Raw genomic sequence first — 20,077 nt, 5'->3', positions numbered from 1 at the left:
GAGTAGTTTTGCGGTCGAAAACCGCACGCGACGGGTCTGTTTGAATGAAGCATCTGGTAGCAAGCATAGTTATTTTTCTGGCGATTACGCTGATTCCTCAATATTCTTATTCTCAAATAAGGACGGAGAGAGGTGATTCGTTGTCTCAACCCAACGACTCGGTTCTCCGGCCCGACACGCTCGCAACCGATAGCCTCGCCCCAAAAAAGGAAACTCTCGAAGAGGCGGTGCATTATACCGCCAAAGACTCCATGATCTTTACCGGCGACAATATGGGTTACCTTTATGGAGAGGCCGATGTAAAATACGGCGATTTAAGCATCAAAGGCGAATACATCACCACCGACCTCGACAGCAGCGTCATTTATTCCACGTTCGGGCTCGATTCGATAGGAAAGGAATTCGGATACCCGGTTTTCACCGAAAGCGGCTCCGAATACGAAATGAAAAAGGTGCGTTACAACTTCAAGACGAAGAAAGCCTTTATCTCCAATGTGGTCACACAGCAAGGCGAGGGGCATATTGTGGCGAATGATGCCAAAAAGAATGCCGACAATTCGTTTTATATGCGCAACGCCAAATATACCACGTGCGATCACCACGATCACCCGCACTTCTACCTGAATCTGTCCCGGGCGAAGGTGCGCCCCGAAAAAGATGTGGTCACAGGGCCCGCTTGGCTCGTGGTGGCCGACGTACCCCTGTTTCCGATCGTCTTGCCTTTCGCCTTCTTCCCCTTTACAAAAAAATATTCGTCGGGGATTATCATGCCCAGCTACGGCGACGAAATGCAACGGGGATTCTACCTGCAAAACGGCGGCTATTATTTGGCCATAAACGACTACATCGACATGGCCATCACGGGCGAAATTTATACGAAAGGGACTTGGGGCCTCGGCGCACGGTCGAACTACCGGAAACGCTATAAGTATTCGGGAAGTTTCAACCTCTATTACTTAAATACCGTATTAGGCGATAAAGACCTGAAGGATATTCCGGGCGCCTATTCCGAATCGACAGACTTCCGCATAAGCTGGACCCACACACAAGATCCGAAATCGAACATGTACCGTACCGTGTCGGCAAGCGTCAACTTTTCGACCAGCCGATACAACCACAACAATATCCAAGACCTGTATTCGAGACAATCGGCCAACAACACCAAGAGTTCGAGCGTGAGCATTACGCAACGCTTCCCCGAGTCACCGTGGAGCATGTCCGCCACGATGAATATCAACCAGGTGTCGAGCGATTCGACGATATCGGCCACCCTTCCGAACCTGACCGCTTCGATGAGCCGTATCTATCCGTTCAAACGCAAAAATGCCGTAGGATCGGAACGGTGGTATGAAAAGATATCGATGAGTTACTCGGGGGAATTCCGTAACTCGATTCAAACCAAAGAAGACCGTTTCTTCAACTCGAATCTTATCAACGACTGGACCAACGGCATCAAGCACAACATTCCGGTGAGCGCGACCTTCTCGCTCTTCGATTACATTCAAATATCGCCGTCGATAACCTATAACGAACGATGGTACACCGGCGGAGAGAAGAAGGCTTGGAACCCGGTTACGAAAACGCATGAAGTAGTCGATACCGTCCGCGGGTTCAAACGGATATATGACTACAGTACCTCTCTCAGCGCGAGTACCAAACTATATGGCACGTACATTCCATGGAAGGTTTTCGGCGATAAAGTGCAAGCCATCCGCCACGTCTTTACGCCCAGCATCAGTTTGAGCTACCGCCCCGATTTCAGTACCCCGGAGTACGGCTTCTACGAAACGTATAGTTATCGTGACGAGTATGGCAAAGACATGGTATACACCTACTCCCCGTATTCTTCGATGATGTTCGGTACGGCGCCTTCGGGAAAAAGCGGAAGTCTCGGCTTCGATTTCAAGAACAACCTCGAAATGAAAGTCCGCAGCGACAAGGACTCGACGGGTGTGCGGAAGGTGAGTCTTATCGACGACTTGGGCATCAACTTCAGCTATAACATGATGGCCGACTCGATGAAATGGAGTATGATCAACTCGAACATCCGCCTGAAACTATCCAAATCGTACACGCTCAGCTTGAATGCCACGTGGGATCCATATCTCTATGAACTCGATGAAAACAACAATCCCCGGAAAGTCGACAAGCTTCGCATTCTCAACGGAAAAGGGTTCGGAAAGTTGTACAGCACGGGCACCTCTTTCTCCTATTCGGTGAACCAGGACACGTTTAAGAAGTTGTTCGGCAAAGAGGATGAAGACGATGGAAAAAGCGAAGAGGAACGCCAACGCGAGTTAGAAAGCCAATTACCGGACGATGGCACGATCGGCGAAAATCCGTATGAAACTCCCGAAAAGAAAAGCGTTTTCGATAATGCCGACAACGATTTGGGGGAATTGGACGAAGACGGTTATCTGAAGAACCAAGTAGTGTGGAACCTGTCTTTCAACTATTCCCTGCGTTACAGTTATGGAGACTTCGATAAGTCGAAGCTCGAATATAAAGGACGGCTTACGCACAATTTCGGCCTGAGCGGATCGATACAACCGACCAAGAACTGGAACTTCACATTCAACACCGATTATAACTTCGACCTGAATAAATTCACCAGCGTCAATTGTACGGTTACGCGCAACCTGCACTGCTGGAGCATGTCGGCAAGCTTTATCCCGATCGGATTATATAAATCGTACAATTTCACCATCCGAGCCAACGCTTCGTTGTTGCAAGATTTGAAGTACGAGCAACGCAACTCTCCTTACGACCGCTCTATGGATTGGTATTAAGAAGAAACAACCCTTTCAAGCCATCCCCTTGTCACTTTGTCTCCCGATCCTTTTTATCACCCCAAAGCCGTTTCATCCACTCGGCGAGTTTTGTCTCCGCGGCATTCTGCTGCGGCTCCCAGAACCGTTTGCCTTTTACTTCCCGCGGCAGGTATTCCTGTTGAACAAAGTTATTTTCGAAATCGTGGGCATATTGGTAACTCTTGCCGTAATCGAGTTCTTTCATCAATGCCGTAGGGGCATTCCGCAAATGCAACGGCACCGGCAGATTGCCCGTTTCCCCGACGAGGGCGATGGCTTTATCGATGGATAGATAGGCCGAATTGCTTTTGGGCGAGGTGGCCAGATAAACCGTTGTTTCGGCCAAAACGATGCGCCCTTCGGGCCAGCCGATTTTTTGCAGCGTGTCGAAACAGGCGTTCGCCAACAGTAACGCGTTCGGATTGGCCAGCCCGATATCCTCCGCCGCGGAGATCACCAGCCTACGGGCGATGAACTTCGGATCTTCGCCTCCGGCAACCATCCGCGCCAACCAATAAATCGCCGCATCGGGATCGCTCCCCCGAATGGATTTAATAAAAGCCGAAATAATATCGTAGTGCATCTCACCACCTTTATCGTAGGCTGCCGGATTTTCCTGCAACCGCTCCGTCACACGCTTATCGGTGATGACGATCGGTTCGGTTACTTCGGCCGAAACAATCAGGTCGAGGATGTTCAGCAATTTACGGGCGTCCCCTCCTGAAAAACGGAACAGAGCGCCCGTTTCCTTCACCTCGATATGCTTTTCTTTCAAAACGATATCTTCACTCAGCGCCCGGTCGAGCAAGCGTTGCAGGTCTTTCTTCTCCATCGGCTTCAGCACATACACCTGGCAACGCGACAACAACGGGCGGATCACTTCGAAAGAAGGATTTTCGGTAGTCGCTCCTATCAGCGTGATGGCACCCGTCTCCACCGCGCTGAGCAACGAGTCTTGTTGCGACTTGCTGAAGCGGTGTATTTCGTCGATAAACAGAATGGGGGAAGCCGCTTCGAAAAAGCGGTTGTTTTTGGCCTTTTCAATCACCTCGCGCACATCCTTCACGCCGGAATTGATCGCACTCATTCTGTAAAAAGGCGCCTTCACCGTGTTGGCGATAATGTTGGCAAGCGTGGTTTTTCCGACACCCGGCGGGCCCCAGAAAATAATGGAAGGAACTCGTCCGGCATCGATCATTTTACGCAATACAGCCCCCTTGCCGACCAGATGCGTCTGGCCGATATACTCGTCCAAATTCTGCGGACGTAACCGCTCTGCTAAAGGTGGATTCATATTCTCTATAATTTATGACACAAATATACGGGAATTTCGTTCAAAGAGCAAAGGAGAAAGACAAAAGACAAAAAATGAATCTATTGTCAAAAAGCCCCTTCGACCGATAATCTTTTTCCGTATAAACGCCTTATCATCCAAATCAAAAGCATCGAAGCCTTTTTATTGCGAACCTGTCACAGAGATACTTATTTATCAATGCTTTAAACATCAAAATAAGACGAAACAATCTTCCCGGAATGCGTACAAAACAGAAATCTTTCTTTATTTTTGCAAGATGTTCCTGTGAACCGTTAATGATTACCGCAATGAACTGGAGAGAATATCTTGCCATCCATACCTGCACGGCCGAAGAAGCGATAAAAGCCATCCGATCGGGCGACCACTTGGTATACAGCCATGCCGCCGCATGCCCGTCCACCATCAACAGAGTGTTGATCGACCATAAAGAGGACTACCGCGATGTGTCGATCTTCCACATGCTTTATGTGGGCGATGCGGTACATCTGGCTCCCGGCGTAGAAAAACACTTTCGCCTGCGATCGAGCTTCCTTAACGACGTTTCGCGAAAAGCCGTAGAGGAAGGGCGTGCCGACTTCTACCCGTGTTATTTTCAGCAGTTGCCGGCGATGTTCGATATCAAATCGTTTCCGGTGGATGTGGCGGTTATTCAGGTAACGCCGCCCGACAACGACGGCTATTGCAGCTTCGGCGTGTCGGTCGATTACATCAAGGCCGCGTGCCGCAATGCCCATACCATCATCGCAGAGATGAACGACCGCATGCCCCGTACATTGGGCCCGGAAAATAAAATCGCGGTGACCGACCTGCATTATATTGTGGAAGCATCGCACCCGCTACCTGAAGTACAAAAATCGACTATCGGCGAACTGGAAAAAAAGATTGCTCATCATTGTTCTTCGTTGATCGATGACGGCGCGACATTGCAAATCGGCATCGGCGCGATCCCCGACGCGGTGCTGATGCTCCTCGACGACCGGAAAGACCTCGGTATCCATACCGAACTGTTCACTCCGGGAATCGTGGATTTGGTGAAAAAAGGGGTGATTACCGGAAAACGAAAGACTTTCCATCAAGAAAAGATCATTTACACCTTCCTCATGGGAGACCGGGAAACGTATGATTTCGCCGATAATAACCCCATGCTCGAAGCCTATCCGGTGGATTATACCAACAGTCCGTTCAACATTGCGAAGAATGATAAAATGATTGCGCTCAACTCCTGCATCGAGGTGGATTTCAACGGACAGGTGGCGGCCGAATCCATCGGCTCTTATACTTACAGCGGCACGGGCGGGCAGGTGGATTATGTGCAGGGGGCGCGCCTGTCGAAAGGGGGCAAATCGATTATGGCGCTCCCGTCGACGGCCGTAGGCGGAACAATATCGAGAATCGTCCCTTTCCTTAAACAAGGAGCTGCGGTAACGACTTCGCGCAACGATGTCGATTACATTATCACCGAATACGGCATTGCGCATCTTCGCGGACAAAGCCTCCGCGAACGGGCAAAGCAACTGATAGAAATTGCGCATCCCGATTTCAGGGAAGAGCTGGAGCGAAATTACTTCGCGTTATTCAAACGAAAATAATTCATCCCTTAATTTGGGCGTTTTCTGCGGAGGAATGGTTCTGACAGCCGTCCCGATCATTCTTACGCGGTTCCCGACCATTCCTACATGCTTACCGGCCATTCCTGCGTGCTTCTTATCCATTTCTATACGCTTACCGGCCATTTCTGCGTGCTTACCGATGATTTCTGCACGTTAATTCATCATTCATCCATGCTTTTGAGCCATTCCTGCGCGCAAATTCACCATTTCTGGACGCTTAAATTGGATTCCTGCATATAAAGGCGGGACTCGACTCAGAGTGATTTGGAAAATTTCTTGTCCGAATGGAGCATCAATTTATCCAATGCCGCCGCGACATTACGCACAAAGGGCGCCGCTTCGGGTAGGACATGAATAGCCGTTTCATCAAAAACAAGGATTCCGTCATCGGCGAAAGCCTTCAAGACCTGTTCATCATAATGGATCGCCTGCTTCACCTGCCCGACAGGAACGCCCGCAGAAGAAGCGACCTCTTCCCAATTCACCGAATAATTACACATCAAGGTAGAGATAACCTCCCGGGCAAGTTGCTCTTCGCGGTTCAGCGAATAACCTTTCAGTACGGGCAGGCGGCCGGCATTCACCATCGAGATATAGGTGTCGAGATCTTTCACATTCTGGCTGTACGAGTTGGATAACTGGCTGATGCCGGTCACTCCGAAAGCATACACCTGCCCGGTGGTGTGACGGGTGCAATACCCCTGAAAGTTACGGGCAAGCGTTTTTTCCTGCAACGCATGATAAAGCTCATCGTCGGGCAGCACAAAATGATCCATGCCGATGGCTTTATAACCGGCATGCGTAAGGATAGAGGCGGCATCGTCAAACAGGTTGCTCTTCAGGACAGGCCCGGGCAGACCGGCGACTTCCAGCTTCTTTTGCAACGGATTGACCCATGGTACATGAGCATACGAAAAAGTAACGATCCGATCGGGCTGTATGTCGACGGCATGACGGATGCTTTCCGAAAAAGACTCCCTCGTTTGCAACGGCAGGCCGTAGATAAAGTCGAAATTCACCGACACTTGCTTTTCGCGGAGCCAGCCCACAATATCCTCCAGCGGCAGGCGGCTGCCCTTGCGGCGGGTGGTTCGCAACACTTCTTCCTTAAAATCCTGAATGCCGATACTCACGCGGTTAAAACCGATATCCGGCAAGGTTTTCCAATACGTTTCATCCATATATCCCGGATGACATTCGATCGCAATTTCAGGTTGATCGATACAATCGAACTCCGAAAGAACGATTTCATTCAGTTCCTGTAGAAAAGAGGCCGGCTGGGAAGTGGGCGTTCCGCCGCCGTAGTGTATTTGAGAAATCTTCCGGCCGTGCGATAATAACGGCAACACGAGGCGCATCTCTTTTTTCAATGCTTCCCGGTATGCTTCGACGCTCGCGGGGCTCCGGAGAAGCATGGCGTTACAGCCGCAATAGTAACACATCCGGAAGCAAAAGGGGATATGGATATAGATGGAAATGTGCTGCGGGGAAGCGTCATTCGAAGCGATCACCGCTTCCCTGTACGATTCGGCGGTAAAGGAATCGTTGAAATAGTTCGCCGGCGGATAACTGGTATATCTCGGTACGGGAACACTATACTTTTGAATGATTTCTTGATTCATGATGTATGCCTGACTTTTTTACGCCCGAAGGCAATCAATAAATAACTCAGCGAGACGAAAGCAATGCCGGTCTCGATAAGAAACAACGTACCGTAACCGAACATGCCGGCCAGCTTGCCGGCTACAATCGCCATCAACATCCCGCTGAAATGCGTGATAACGGTTTGTATCGTGAAGTCGGTCCCTTCGTACCCCTTCCGCACGCAATCCATCGAAGTCGTATAAACGACAATCGTCGCCAGCCCGTAACTGCCCCAAAGCAACGAGATGCCGAAGTGCAGCGTGGCGGTATTTACCGGCAGCATTGCCACCAACAGATAGAAATAGGCTGCCGTAAGAAGAACGAGGAAAGCGAATAACGCCCGGGCGGTCCTCCGACCGATTTTCCTGACGATGAAACCTCCCGCGAAGGAGGCGATGCAACCGACCGATGTGCCTACGATGCCCGACATGATGCCGATTTGCCTGACCGAATATCCGTAGTCCACAAGCATCGGCTTCAGCATGGCCAGTATGCCGATAATGCCGGCATTATACAAAAAGAGAAAGACAACCTGCTTCCAGATGTTCTTCTGCTTGAAAAATCCGAACAGGTCGTCGGGATTGGGCTTCGGCATTTTTTCCTTCGAAATGGGCTTTTCCAAATGCTTTTCCTTGAAGAAAAACAACGGGATAAGCGATAGGACGACAAACAGCGCCAGATACGGAAGCAACGAGGCCCATCCGATGCGATGGTATAACAGCAACAACAACCCGCCGCCGACCATCGCCCCGCCGAAACTGCCGATGGATTGCATGCTGTTGACCATGCTCTTGTCTTTTTTACCGAAAGAAACCACGGCAAGGGCGTCGGTGGCGATATCTTGTGTCGCAGAGGCGATGAACGAAGCGATGATCAGCCCGATAATCAACCACGGCGTCACGTGGAAGTCGAGGAACGACACGGCAAGGATAATGCCGGCATAGATGATTTCGGCCGAAAATATCCACCGTTTATAATCGTGCAGGCGGAAACACGTGCGGTCTACCGCCGGCGACCAAACGAACTTGAGCACCCACGGCAACTTCATCAGTTGAAGCATCCCGATAATCTCCAGCGGGAACTGTTGTTGCCGCATAATGACGGGCAATACCGTCGAGAAAAAACTCATCGGGATGGTTTGGGCGATATACAGGCAAAGGAATGTAAACAGCTTTCCTCCCTTTCGGATGTTCCAACTCATGCGATGTACTCCGTCGTTAGGTTTAAATAGAAATCGTCATATCGACTCCGAACGAAAAAGGTTTGGACGGCTGCCCAAACCGGTTTTTGCCCATCTCGAAATAATAGGTGACATACTTTTCATTCGTGAGGTTTTTCGCCCATACTTCCACCGATACGCCCTTGCGGATAAACGAAACGGTGGCATTTACCTGCGAATAATAGTCTTGCACCGCCTCGTTTTTATCATCCCAATACAATTTGCCGAGCCCGGAATAACGGGCATTCAGTTTTATGCGGTCGAGCCATTCCCTGTTAACGGGAACGGTATAGTCCGCCGCTACCGATACCGTATTGCGAGGCACCAAAGATAAGAAATTTCCGCTATAATCGATGCCCGCGCTCTCGTTATATACATAATCCTTAAACACCGCATGCGTATAGCCGTAGTCCACATGCAGCCCGAGTGCCTTCGAGGGGAAAACCGAAGCCGATATTTCCAACCCTTTGCTTGCTGACTTTCCCGCATTACGCAGTTTAAAACCTTGTTCGGAAGCGCGCCGCTGTGTGATTTGCTGGTCGGTCCAGTCGATGTAAAACAAGCTGGCATCGGCATGCAGCCGGCCGTCGAAGAACACGCCTTTGGCGCCCGCCTCGTAACTCCAGCTATGCTCCGGCTTGAACACGCGGTCTTTTTCTTCCTCCGCCGTAGTGTTGAAGCCTCCCGCTTTGTAGCCTTTCGTGGCGGACAGGTAGGCCAGACGGTCGGCGGTGAAATTGTATTGCAGCGAAAATTTAGGGGTAACTTGATGGTACACATCGCGACCCGTGACGGGGCTTTGGTTTTCTTCGACACCGCTTTTCGAAAAGGTTTTGGTCCGATTCTCCATCGTTATTTTCTCCCGATCGTAACGCACGCCGACGGTCGCCGACAGGCCTTCGAAGAACAGGTCGTTCAACGTCGATTGATGATACAGCGCGAAGCCGGTGGTGGGAGTTGTTACCGAAGTGACCTTCAGGCTATCCGAAAAAGCGCGGTATTCGATATCGTTGGTTTGGGAATAATTCTGCCGGAACGCAAACACGCCGAACTGCCAATCGTATTTCTTTTTCCCGACGGACTGTATATTGGTTTCGTGCGAAACCATCTGCTGCCGGTGCGTGAACGTCACGAAAAGAGCGTCGTTAGGCGTAAAATCCTGGTCGATACCCTGCTTTCCGTCGAAGTACTGAAAAGAGGTTTGCGACCCCAACCGGAACGAAGGGGCGGCATATTCCACGGTCAGCCCGTTGTTCGACAGGTGCCTGCGGTAATACGACGGGGCATTGTAATCGACCTTATCGACCGTGTTGCGCTCCGCATCGTAGATACCGTAGGGATAGGCCTGCTGGTCGGAATACTCATACGCCGACGTCAGGTAAGCCGTCAACTGCGGGCGGATATTCCATCCCAAACGGATGCGGCCGGTCGCCACATCCATGGCATCGGCGTTTTCACCGTTATATTCGTTTTTGATATAGCCGCCCGTCTTGTTATAACTGCCCGACAAGGAATAACCGAAGCGCCCGCCGATGTTTCCGATATGGGATGCGGCCGCCTTGTAATTGCCGTGACTGCCGGCAGAGAACTGCATGGTCGACCCCTTGCTGCGAAAAGGCGATTGGGTATATACGTTGATGATTCCGCCCATGGTATTGCGCCCGTACAAGGTGCCTTGAGGCCCCCGCAGCACTTCGATGCGTTCGATGTTTTGCAGATGAAAATCGAACGAGGAACGGTCGAAATAGGGAATGCCGTCTACATAAAGCCCTACCGACGGCGCGTTGATGCGCGAGCCGATGCCGCGGACATACACGGGCGAAGTCAGTTTGGAACCATATTCGGGCATAAAGAAATTAGGGATGAAGCCGTTCAGGTCTTTGAGGTTATAGATATTGCTTTCCGCAATCATCTGCCCGAACAACTGCGTGGCCGACACCGGCTGCACCGTCAAGTCCTTTCCCCCCTTAACGCCCACAATCACCACTTCGTGAATGTTATACGACAACGCGACAGAATCCTCCGCAAGCGGTGCGTCCTTCTCCTTAGCCTGTATCGCAAGGGCGAACACGATTCCCAATGGAAGCAAAAATCCTTTTTTCATCAGCCAACTTTTCATCTTGCAAAAGTACACAAATAAAAAACAGCGCACAATCACTACTTATAGTGATTGTTATCCTGCGGCATATCCGAAAGATTTATTCTATCTTTGCGGCATGACACACAACACAAGCAATAACAGCCCCGGCACATCCGTTTTCGACTGCATCGTTATCGGAGGCGGCATCAGCGGCATCTCATTTGCGTATCAGGCAGCGAACAGCGGCGACAGCGTTCTCGTATTGGAAGCGGAGAAGTCCGTGGGAGGACAAATCGACACCTTCGCGCCGAAACGCTATCCCGACTTTTGGACGGAACTCGGCGCCCATACCTGTTACAATTCCTACACTCGGTTATTATCAATCGTTACGGATTCGGCATTACAGCGGGATTTGCTGCCATTGGATAAATGTTCCTATGTCTTGCACAACGGCCGGCACCTAAAAAGCGTCGCGTCGCAGCTATCGTATCTGCCCTTAATCGCACACGGATGGCGGATGTTTTCTTTCTCGAGGGAAGGGAAAACGGTGAAACAAGCCTTTCGCCCGGTGGTGGGCGCGTCGAACTACGACAAGCTCTTCCGGCGGTTGTTCCGGGCGGTGATTTGCCAGGATGCCGATGAGTATCCGGCGGTATTCTTTTTGAAAAAGAGAAAGGAACGGAACAAGGAAATGCCGCGCAAATATTCTTTCAGCAAAGGATTGTCATCGCTCCTACAAGCGATGACAGAGGAAGGAGGCTTCTCCGTCAGGACGAGCAGCGGAGCGGCGAAAGTCACGTTGGCGGATGGAATCTATTCGGTTGAAACATCGGCGGGCGAAACTTTCCGGAGCCGGAATATCGCGCTCGCCACGAATCCCCAGATAGCTTCGCAATTGACGGCGGACATCGAGCCGGAGGTCAGCGCGCGGCTAAAGACCATCGGCTTGTTCGAATCCGAAGCGATGACGGTGATTGTGGACAAGGACAGACTCACCCTGCAAAAAGTGGCGGGCATCATTCCCGTATCGGATGAATTCCTCTCGGCGGTTCCGCGGGATGCGGCGGAACATCCCCGTTTGCGGGGCTTCACGTTTCATTTTTATAAGGGGCAAAAGACTGAAACGGAAAAACTTCGCCTGATAAGGACGGTTTTGAATATCGATGAAAAAGATATTCTCGAAACCGCCGCTAAATTGCACGTATTACCCTCTCCCCGCCTCGAACATACCGATATCATCGAGCAAGTGGAAGCGTTACGCCGGCAGAAGCATACGTTTTTCCTGGGAAATTATTATTACGGGTTGTCGTTGGAAGATTGCATCCACCGTTCGGCCGATGAATGCGCGCGATACCGGGCGGTGAATCGGGCATCCGTCTAACGACTCCCTCCCGTTTGACGAATAATGAGCCGGTTGCCGTTCCGGCTGCTTATTTTTTATTTCAACTGCTGCATAATCGCTTCCACCGCATCGGCCAGCCCGTCAGGATTTTTACCTCCTGCCGTCGCGAAGTGCGGTTGTCCGCCTCCGCCGCCCTGAATATGTTTGGCGGCTTCACGAATGATTTTGGCGGCATTCAAGCCTTTGGCGACCAAATCATCGCTCAACATCAAGGTAATTCCCGGACGACCGTCCGACAAGGTACCTGCCACGAAAAGCATATTCTCCGGCACTTCGTTTCGCAGCCAGAATGCTATATCTTTTACAACCTCCGGCGGCACCGTTTCCGAAACGGCTTTGAAAACAGAGACTCCGTTAACAATCTCCTTACGCGAAAGAATGGCTTTCTTCAGTCGTTGCGCCTTCTCTTTCGTAAACTCGACGATCTTTTTCTTCATCTCTTCGTTTTCATCGATGAGCTTCCTCAGTCCGGTAAGGATTTCCGGAGAACTGCCCACGATCAATTCCCTTATGCCTTGAAGGATCTCTTCTTTCTCATACAGATAATCTTCACACGCTTTAGCGGTTACGGCTTCTATACGGCGTACTCCGGCGGCGATGGCGCTTTCGCTCACAATGCGGAATGTTCCGATACGGCCGGTAGACGAGATGTGGGTTCCTCCGCATAATTCGATCGACGAGCCGAAGCGTACCGTGCGAACCGTATCGCCGTATTTCTCCCCGAATAACGCCATCGCCCCGGCAGCCTTCGCTTCTTCGATCGGCACCTGCCGATGCTCTTCCAACGGAAAATCGCCGCGTATGGCAGCGGTCACCAACTCTTCCACTTGACGGATTTCCTCACGGGTCATCTTCTGAAAATGAGAGAAGTCGAAGCGCAACGATTCGGGCGATACATACGATCCCTTCTGTTCGACATGTTTCCCCAACACCTCCCGCAGGGCTTCGTGCATTAAGTGCGTAGCCGTATGGTTGCACTCGGTGGCCGTCCGTTTTTGCGTATCGATCCGGGCGAGAAACGTTCCTTCCGTTTCTTCGGGAAGCTTATTCGAAAGATGCAAAGCGAGGTTATTTTCCCGCTTGGTATCGAAAATCTCAATGGATCCGTTTTCCGTCAGAAGCCAACCGCTATCGCCTACCTGGCCTCCCATTTCGGCATAAAAAGGAGACACCGACAAAACGATCTGAAAGAAAGACTTGTTTTTTTGTTTCACCTTCCGGTAACGCAGGATGTGCGTTTCGACCTCCGTCTTATCGTAGCCGACAAATTGCGGTTCGCCGTCGCGCACCAGCACCCAATCGCCGGTTTCTACGGCCGCCGCATGACGCGCCCGTTCTTTCTGCTTACGCATTTCGGCATCGAATCCGTCGTGGTCGACGGTCATGCCGTGTTCCCGCAAGATGAGTTCCGTTAAATCCAACGGAAATCCGTAAGTGTCATATAATTTAAAAGCCACCGCGCCTTCGAGTTTCGTTTCACCTTTTGCGGTATGCTCTTCCATTTGTTTTTCCAGCAAACGGATGCCCGTCTCCAACGTCCGCAAAAACGACTCTTCCTCTTCCCTGATCACCTTTTCCACTAAAGAGCGCTGCGCAACCAATTCGGGATACGCCTCGCCCATCACATCGACCAACGCCGGTATGAGCTTATACATAAACGCTTCATGCAGGTCGAGGAAAGTATATCCGTAACGAACGGCGCGGCGCAAGATACGGCGAATCACGTACCCCGCTTTCGCATTCGACGGCAACTGCCCGTCGGTAACCGAAAAAGCGATGGTGCGCACATGATCGGCTACGACGCGCATGGCAATGTCTTTTTTAGGATCATCGCCGTAATCGGTTGCCGATACTTCGGCGATCTTCTTGATCAGCGGTTGAAAGATATCGGTGTCGTAATTCGATTTCTTGCCCTGCACGGCCATGCACAACCGCTCGAAGCCCATTCCCGTATCGATGACTTTTGCCGGAAGGGGATCCAGCGATCCGTCCGCCTTGCGGTTATATTGCATAAAGACCAGGTTCCATATTTCGATGACCTGCGGATGGCTTTTATTCACCAGCGACAGCCCGTCGACCTTTGCTCGTTCCTCATCGGAACGGATATCGACATGAATTTCCGAACACGGTCCGCAAGGTCCTGTATCGCCCATCTCCCAGAAGTTGTCTTTTTTGTTTCCATCGATGATGCGGTCGGCAGGCAAGTATTGCGCCCAGTATCCGGCCGCCTCCGTATCGCGCGCAAGGCCTTCTTCTTCGCTTCCTTCGAAAACGGTGGCGTACAAACGGTCTTTATCGATCTTGATGACTTCGGTCAGGTATTCCCACGCCCATTGGATGGCTTCCCTTTTAAAATAATCGCCGAACGACCAGTTTCCAAGCATCTCGAACATCGTGTGGTGATAGGTATCGTGCCCCACTTCTTCCAAGTCGTTGTGCTTTCCGCTTACCCGCAGACATTTCTGCGAATCCGTTATGCGGGGATATTTCGCAGGGACATTCCCCAGGATAATGTCTTTAAACTGATTCATCCCGGCGTTGGTAAACATCAACGTCGGATCGTCCTTAATGACTAAAGGAGCCGAGGGGACCACCTGATGTCCTTTAGAGGCAAAAAAATCTTTAAACGATTGCCTGATTTGTTTTGAAGTCATCATATCTTATAAAAAACGAGTTATTTCTGATAAATGGTTTGCAAAGTTACACTAAAATCTTTATTTTTGCCACATCTCTACGCCATTATCCTAAAGATAGGCGCAGATAAACCGACAAACGATTTTATCCGTATTTTTCAAACACCAATGGGCAAACGAAAGAAACCTATCGACTTCAACAGTAAACGTCTCTTCTTTTCGATTCAGGAAGTAGCCGATCATTTTGCGGTGAACATCTCGCTGCTCCGTTTTTGGGAAAAAGAGTTCGATACGATCCGCCCGAAAAAAACGCCGGGAGGCACCCGTCAGTATACCCGGGAAGATGTGCAACAAATCGAAGTGATTTATCATTTGGTGAAAGAAAAAGGCCTGACCCTCGACGGCGCCCGCCAGACCTTGAAAGAAAAAAAAGACGACCATCTGAAACGCGTGCAGGTTCTGGACAAGCTTCAGGATATCAAAAAGGAATTGCTTTCGATGGAAGAGGAATTCGACCGGTTGCATGAACATCAAAAATATATCAGTCCTCATATTGAAAAAGAATAGCCCAGATCGAATAACTAAAACCGACGCTTATTACACAAAAAAGAATGATCCGATGAAAAAAATGATCTTTTTAACCACGTTGCTTTTCTCTACGATACTTTTTGCGCAAAACGGCGAACCGGTAAAAATGGGTGCCGAAAACACCTCCCTCTATTTTCCCCTTTTACAGGGAAAACGGGTGGCCGTCATGTCCAACCAAACCGGGATGGTCGGTAATGAGCACCTGGTGGATATGTTGCTGAAGAACGACATCCGTATTGCGGGCATCTTCTCACCCGAACACGGCTTCCGCGGGACGGCCGACGCCGGGGAACACGTATCGAGTTCCATAGACGAAAAAACAGGCATCCCTATTTGGTCGCTGTACGGCAGCGGCAGCGGCAAACCGTCGGCCGATAAGATGAAACAATTCGATGTACTGGTGTTCGATCTGCAAGATGTGGGACTTCGCTTTTATACGTATTACGCCAGCATGGCGCGCCTGATGGACGCTTGCGCCGAACACGGCAAGAAAATGATCGTATTGGACCGGCCGAATCCCAACGGATTCTACGTAGACGGCCCGATCCTCGACATGAAATATAAATCCGGCGTGGGATGGTTGCCGATACCGGTTGTTCACGGCATGACCCTCGGCGAACTGGCGTTGATGATCAACGGAGAGAAGTGGTTGCCCGAAGGCCGCACCTGCGATGTAACGGTCGTCCCGTGCGAAAATTATACGCACCAAACGCGCTACGATTTGCCGGTGGCCCCCTCTCCCAACCTGCCGAATAACCATTCCATTTACTTATATCCGTCGACCTGCTTGTTCGAAGGCACCGTCGTGAGCCTCGGGCGCGGCACACCTTATCCGTTTGAGATATACGGGCATCCGAAGTATAAAGGTTCCGATTTTTCTTTCACTCCCCGCAGCGTGCCCGGTGCGAAGAATCCGCCGTTGTTGAATGAAACGTGCTATGGTGTCGATCTTCGTCCGGTTTCCGATGAAGTGATTTGGGAAAAAAGGTTCGATTTATCGTATGTCATCGATGCGTACGCCAACCTGCAGATGGGTGAGAAGTTCTTCACCGCTTTCTTTGAAAAACTGGTCGGCGTGGAGTATATCCGCCAAGATATCATCGCCGGCAAATCGGCCGACGAAATCAAAAAGAAATGGCAAAACGACGTGGAACGGTTCAAACAACAGCGCAAACCGTATCTGTTGTATGAAGAATAATTAATTCAAGTTTCGCAAGCCATATCGTTGCAACTCACCTTCGCCTCCCGATGTTTTGTGACCCGGTATCGTTCTCGTTCGCTAAAAGAGTAGAACTCGCTTCGCTCAAACAGCTCCTCTTTTTACGCTCATTGCGAACGCCGGGTCCCCACAAAACATCTAAAGGGCTCCGTTTGAGTCGCAACGATTACAAACGCACTTGCGAAACTTGAATAATTAATGCGTCTGACATTCTTTCCGAAGCGCAATAAAGATTCACTCTGTTGAACAGGCAACGACTCCGCCATAACAGCCAACCGTTTTATTTCATCGTAAAGCCCTTGTAAATAATGAATCGCCGTAAGCGGAGCCTTATAAGTATCGCGTATTATAAAACGAAGATTACGGATATCTTCCAATGCAGAATCGGAATAACGAATACGATATTTCATAACTTGAAATGAGCGTGCATATCGATGCCGTAATCTTCACTCAAATCATCCAATAGTTTCGAAAAGACTTGCCGATGCGTTGGAGCCTTCTCCATGTCTTCCGACAAAACATCTTCAGTAGGGATCTCTAAACGAGTATATTCCTCTGTCGGTTCATTTACCGCATTCGATGGAAAAGTTACCACATCGGGGAATTTTTTCAGATACGCAATAATTTCCCGCCCCTCGGTCGTATCTGCGTTGATATGTGCAATAATTTTCATAAAATCAGCCTCCTTTCACCTGCAAATGTAAGCGTTTTCTTCAAAGAACAAAAATTTATTCAACCTCAAATACGATAATGACTAATTATGGAACAACCTCGTATCATATAAGAACTTCAGAACTTATTGGATTTCGAGCTTGATAAGGAAACCTATCAACTAAGTCCATAGCAGCAAAGGATCTAAAAGAATGCTCTCATCTTCTAAAACCATACTTTGCGTTTTTTTTTGTACTTTTGCTCCTTAAATTGAAACATATATGGAGATTGCAAGTAAATATAATCCTGAGGAGGTAGAGGCGAAATGGTATAAATACTGGATGGACAACCGGCTGTTTCATTCCGAACCGGATGAGCGAGAACCGTTTACCCTGCTTATTCCACCTCCCAACGTGACCGGAATCCTTCACATGGGACACATGTTGAACAATACGATACAGGATGTACTGGTGCGCCGCGCCCGCATGCAAGGGAAAAATGCGTGTTGGGTTCCCGGCACCGACCACGCTTCCATCGCTACCGAAGCCAAAGTGGTCAATAAGCTGGCTTCGCAAGGGATCCGCAAAAACGATCTCTCGCGTGATGAATTCTTGGAGCATGCGTGGGATTGGACTCACGAACACGGGGGCATCATCCTCGAACAATTGAAGCGCCTCGGAGCCTCGTGCGATTGGGACAGGACGGTGTTCACCATGGACGAGAAACGAACCCAAAGCGTATTGCGTGTATTCTGCGACCTTTACGACAAAGGACTTATCTATCGGGGCGTACGGATGGTCAACTGGGATCCGCAGGCGCTCACCGCCCTCTCGGACGAGGAGGTGATCCATAAAGAGGTACACGGAAAATTGTATTACTTGCGGTATAAAGAAGAGGGATCTGATAATTACGCGGTGATCGCCACTACGCGCCCGGAAACGATTTTCGGCGATACGGCGGTGTGCATTAATCCGAATGATCCGAAAAACGCCCATCTGAAAGGGAAGAAACTGATCGTCCCGCTGGCCGGCCGCACGGTGCCGGTCATCGAAGACGAATATGTCGATATCGAATTCGGAACGGGCTGCCTGAAAGTAACGCCCGCCCACGATGTGAACGACTATATGCTGGGTGAAAAATATAACTTGCCTTCCATCGATATCTTCCATCCCGACGGAACCCTCAACGAACATGGCGGCCGTTACGCCGGTATGGATCGTTTCGCCGTCCGCGAACAAATAGAAAAAGACCTCGAGGAAGCCGGTTTGCTCGAAAAAGTAGAACCATACACGAATAAAGTGGGTTTTTCGGAAAGAACGAATGCCGCTATCGAACCGAAGCTCTCCATGCAATGGTTCCTGAAGATGGACGATCTCGCGCAGCCCGCCCTCGAAGCGGTAGAGAACGATACCATCCGCTTCTATCCCGAGAAATACAAAAACACCTACCGCCATTGGATGGAGAACATCAAAGATTGGTGCATCAGCCGCCAATTGTGGTGGGGACATCGCATTCCGGCGTACTTCCTTCCCAAAGGGGGCTACGTGGTGGCGATGACGCGCGAAGAAGCCTATCAAAAAGCATTGCAAAAGGTCGATTATCCGCTGTCTATCGACGACCTGCGTCAGGATGAAGACGTCCTTGACACCTGGTTTTCGTCGTGGCTATGGCCGATATCGGTCTTCGACGGATTCAACGACCCCGATAATAAAGACATTGTGTACTATTATCCGACCAGTGACCTGGTGACAGGCCCCGACATCATCTTTTTCTGGGTGGCGCGCATGATTATGTGCGGGTACGAATACCGCCGCGAACCTTGCTTTAAAAACGTGTATTTCACGGGGATCGTGCGCGACAAGCAGGGACGCAAGATGTCGAAACAACTCGGCAACTCGCCCGACGCGCTGACACTGATCGACCAATACGGGGCCGACGGCGTGCGCATGGGAATGCTCCTTTCTTCGGCGGCCGGCAACGACTTGCTCTTCGACGAATCGCTCTGCGAACAGGGACGCAATTTCAATAACAAGATATGGAACGCTTTCCGTCTGATAAAGGGATGGGAGGTGAAGGAAGAGACGCCGCAACCCGATACGGCGGCTATCGCTATCGAATGGTTCGGGAATCTGCTCTCGAAAAATATCCGCGAGATAGATGATCTGTTTTCGAAATACCGCCTCTCCGAAGCGCTCATGCAGGTATACCGCCTTTTCTGGGACGAGTTTTCTTCCTGGTACTTGGAGATGATTAAGCCTGCCTATCAACAACCCATCGATAAAGCGACTTACGAAGCCACTCTGGGCTTCTTCGACGCCTTGTTGCGCCTCTTGCATCCTTTCATGCCCTTCATCACCGAAGAACTCTGGCAACGTGCGTACGACCGACGCGAAGGGGAAAGCATTATGGTGACACGGCAACCGGCTGCCGGCATGGTGGATGAGTCGCTGCTCGACGCTTTCGAAACCGTCAAACAGATTGTCGCCGGGGTACGAACGATCCGCCTCGAGAAGAATATTCCCAACAAAGAAGCGCTCGTACTCCACACGGGAAGCGGGCATAATGACAAATACAATAGCTTGCTCACGAAGATGTGCCACTTGTCGTCCATCGCTCCGGTAACGCAAAAAGAGCCGGGTGCACCGGCGTTCTTTGTCGGTACCACCGAATACAGCATGCCGTTGCGCGATAAGATCGACAAAGAAGCGGAACTGAAAAAGCTGACATCCGAACTGGCGTATCAGGAAGGGTTTCTGCAATCGGTATTAAAGAAGCTCGGCAACGAACGGTTCGTGCAGAATGCCAAGCCGGAGATTGTCGAAAACGAACGCCGGAAACAGGTCGATGCGGAAGAGAAAATCGCGTTGCTGAAAGAAAGCATCACCGGTTTGACCCGCGATTGAGCC

At 50.4% G+C, this 20,077-nt stretch carries 14 protein-coding genes; 6 read left to right on the top strand and 8 right to left on the bottom strand.

Translation table 11 applies throughout. From position 1 onward, the window contains the following. Window positions 1-44: 44 nt before the first annotated feature. On the top strand, window positions 45-2,789 hold the full coding sequence (locus ABNK31_RS16860) for a putative LPS assembly protein LptD (RefSeq protein ID WP_418893586.1): 2,745 nt from the start codon (window positions 45-47) through the stop codon (window positions 2,787-2,789). Window positions 2,790-2,820: 31 nt separating this feature from the next. Here the strand turns inward: ABNK31_RS16860 and ABNK31_RS16855 are convergent, their stop codons facing one another. Further along, window positions 2,821-4,104: a replication-associated recombination protein A gene (locus ABNK31_RS16855; protein ID WP_418893585.1), complete on the bottom strand. Its 1,284-nt coding sequence runs from the start codon at window positions 4,102-4,104 to the stop codon at window positions 2,821-2,823. A gap of 308 nt (window positions 4,105-4,412) precedes the next feature. Here ABNK31_RS16855 and ABNK31_RS16850 point away from each other — a divergent pair, with 308 nt between their 5' ends. After that, window positions 4,413-5,714 (top strand): acetyl-CoA hydrolase/transferase family protein, encoded by a 1,302-nt coding sequence (locus ABNK31_RS16850; protein WP_418893584.1) that lies wholly within the window; start codon window positions 4,413-4,415, stop codon window positions 5,712-5,714. Here ABNK31_RS16850 and ABNK31_RS16845 read toward each other — a convergent pair. The 4 genes from ABNK31_RS16845 to ABNK31_RS16830 form a co-directional block, all read right to left on the bottom strand. Continuing rightward, window positions 5,697-5,837: a hypothetical protein gene (locus tag ABNK31_RS16845; protein ID WP_418893583.1), complete on the bottom strand. Its 141-nt coding sequence runs from the start codon at window positions 5,835-5,837 to the stop codon at window positions 5,697-5,699. The genes ABNK31_RS16850 and ABNK31_RS16845 overlap by 18 nt on opposite strands. A 152-nt stretch (window positions 5,838-5,989) precedes the next feature. After that, entirely contained in the window at window positions 5,990-7,357 is a 1,368-nt protein-coding gene (hemN, locus tag ABNK31_RS16840) for an oxygen-independent coproporphyrinogen III oxidase (RefSeq protein ID WP_418893582.1), read from the bottom strand. Then, entirely contained in the window at window positions 7,354-8,580 is a 1,227-nt protein-coding gene (locus tag ABNK31_RS16835; protein WP_418893581.1) for an MFS transporter, read from the bottom strand. Before ABNK31_RS16835 ends, hemN begins: the two co-directional genes overlap by 4 nt. A 22-nt stretch (window positions 8,581-8,602) precedes the next feature. Then, the gene (locus ABNK31_RS16830) at window positions 8,603-10,702 is read right to left on the bottom strand and encodes a TonB-dependent receptor (protein WP_418893580.1); all 2,100 of its coding nucleotides are present in this window, start codon (window positions 10,700-10,702) and stop codon (window positions 8,603-8,605) included. 112 nt (window positions 10,703-10,814) lie between these two features. Here ABNK31_RS16830 and ABNK31_RS16825 point away from each other — a divergent pair, with 112 nt between their 5' ends. After that, window positions 10,815-12,059: an FAD-dependent oxidoreductase gene (locus tag ABNK31_RS16825; RefSeq protein WP_418893579.1), complete on the top strand. Its 1,245-nt coding sequence runs from the start codon at window positions 10,815-10,817 to the stop codon at window positions 12,057-12,059. 56 nt (window positions 12,060-12,115) lie between these two features. Here ABNK31_RS16825 and alaS read toward each other — a convergent pair whose 3' ends face one another. Next, window positions 12,116-14,737: an alanine--tRNA ligase gene (gene alaS, locus ABNK31_RS16820; RefSeq protein ID WP_418893578.1), complete on the bottom strand. Its 2,622-nt coding sequence runs from the start codon at window positions 14,735-14,737 to the stop codon at window positions 12,116-12,118. 144 nt (window positions 14,738-14,881) lie between these two features. Between alaS and ABNK31_RS16815 the strand changes: the two genes are divergently transcribed. Beyond that, entirely contained in the window at window positions 14,882-15,280 is a 399-nt protein-coding gene (locus ABNK31_RS16815) for a MerR family transcriptional regulator (protein ID WP_418895438.1), read from the top strand. A 52-nt stretch (window positions 15,281-15,332) separates the two neighbouring features. After that, window positions 15,333-16,499 (top strand): exo-beta-N-acetylmuramidase NamZ domain-containing protein, encoded by a 1,167-nt coding sequence (locus ABNK31_RS16810; RefSeq protein ID WP_418893577.1) that lies wholly within the window; start codon window positions 15,333-15,335, stop codon window positions 16,497-16,499. A 128-nt stretch (window positions 16,500-16,627) separates the two neighbouring features. On the opposite strand, the gene ABNK31_RS16805 is transcribed toward ABNK31_RS16810, so the two are convergent. Both ABNK31_RS16805 and ABNK31_RS16800 read right to left on the bottom strand, forming a co-directional pair. Further along, window positions 16,628-16,930, bottom strand: a complete 303-nt coding sequence (locus ABNK31_RS16805) for a hypothetical protein (protein WP_418893576.1) — start codon at window positions 16,928-16,930, stop codon at window positions 16,628-16,630. Continuing rightward, window positions 16,927-17,193 carry a hypothetical protein gene (locus tag ABNK31_RS16800; RefSeq protein WP_418893575.1) on the bottom strand — a complete coding sequence of 89 codons (267 nt, stop codon included), beginning with the start codon at window positions 17,191-17,193 and terminating at the stop codon, window positions 16,927-16,929. Before ABNK31_RS16800 ends, ABNK31_RS16805 begins: the two co-directional genes overlap by 4 nt. A 259-nt stretch (window positions 17,194-17,452) precedes the next feature. On the opposite strand from ABNK31_RS16800, the gene ABNK31_RS16795 reads away from it, so the two are divergent. Further along, the gene (locus ABNK31_RS16795; protein ID WP_418893574.1) at window positions 17,453-20,074 is read left to right on the top strand and encodes a valine--tRNA ligase; all 2,622 of its coding nucleotides are present in this window, start codon (window positions 17,453-17,455) and stop codon (window positions 20,072-20,074) included. Window positions 20,075-20,077: the final 3 nt, after the last annotated feature.

Source organism: Limibacterium fermenti (assembly GCF_041902845.1).
In the GTDB taxonomy this organism is placed as follows: Bacteria; Bacteroidota; Bacteroidia; order Bacteroidales; family Dysgonomonadaceae; genus Limibacterium; species Limibacterium fermenti.
Note: the sequence above shows the minus strand (reverse complement) of the source record. Positions and strands in the feature narration are given on the sequence as shown.

Bases quoted from the DNA above. Each gene is read 5' to 3' on its own strand.
- ABNK31_RS16860 (WP_418893586.1), top strand. From the start codon at position 45: ATGAAGCATCTGGTAGCAAGCATAGTTATTTTTCTGGCGATTACGCTG.
- ABNK31_RS16855 (WP_418893585.1), bottom strand. From the start codon at position 4,104: ATGAATCCACCTTTAGCAGAGCGGTTACGTCCGCAGAATTTGGACGAG.
- ABNK31_RS16850 (WP_418893584.1), top strand. From the start codon at position 4,413: ATGAACTGGAGAGAATATCTTGCCATCCATACCTGCACGGCCGAAGAA.
- ABNK31_RS16845 (WP_418893583.1), bottom strand. From the start codon at position 5,837: ATGGATAAGAAGCACGCAGGAATGGCCGGTAAGCATGTAGGAATGGTC.
- hemN (WP_418893582.1), bottom strand. From the start codon at position 7,357: ATGAATCAAGAAATCATTCAAAAGTATAGTGTTCCCGTACCGAGATAT.
- ABNK31_RS16835 (WP_418893581.1), bottom strand. From the start codon at position 8,580: ATGAGTTGGAACATCCGAAAGGGAGGAAAGCTGTTTACATTCCTTTGC.
- ABNK31_RS16830 (WP_418893580.1), bottom strand. From the start codon at position 10,702: ATGAAAAAAGGATTTTTGCTTCCATTGGGAATCGTGTTCGCCCTTGCG.
- ABNK31_RS16825 (WP_418893579.1), top strand. From the start codon at position 10,815: ATGACACACAACACAAGCAATAACAGCCCCGGCACATCCGTTTTCGAC.
- alaS (WP_418893578.1), bottom strand. From the start codon at position 14,737: ATGATGACTTCAAAACAAATCAGGCAATCGTTTAAAGATTTTTTTGCC.
- ABNK31_RS16815 (WP_418895438.1), top strand. From the start codon at position 14,882: ATGGGCAAACGAAAGAAACCTATCGACTTCAACAGTAAACGTCTCTTC.
- ABNK31_RS16810 (WP_418893577.1), top strand. From the start codon at position 15,333: ATGAAAAAAATGATCTTTTTAACCACGTTGCTTTTCTCTACGATACTT.
- ABNK31_RS16805 (WP_418893576.1), bottom strand. From the start codon at position 16,930: ATGAAATATCGTATTCGTTATTCCGATTCTGCATTGGAAGATATCCGT.
- ABNK31_RS16800 (WP_418893575.1), bottom strand. From the start codon at position 17,193: ATGAAAATTATTGCACATATCAACGCAGATACGACCGAGGGGCGGGAA.
- ABNK31_RS16795 (WP_418893574.1), top strand. From the start codon at position 17,453: ATGGAGATTGCAAGTAAATATAATCCTGAGGAGGTAGAGGCGAAATGG.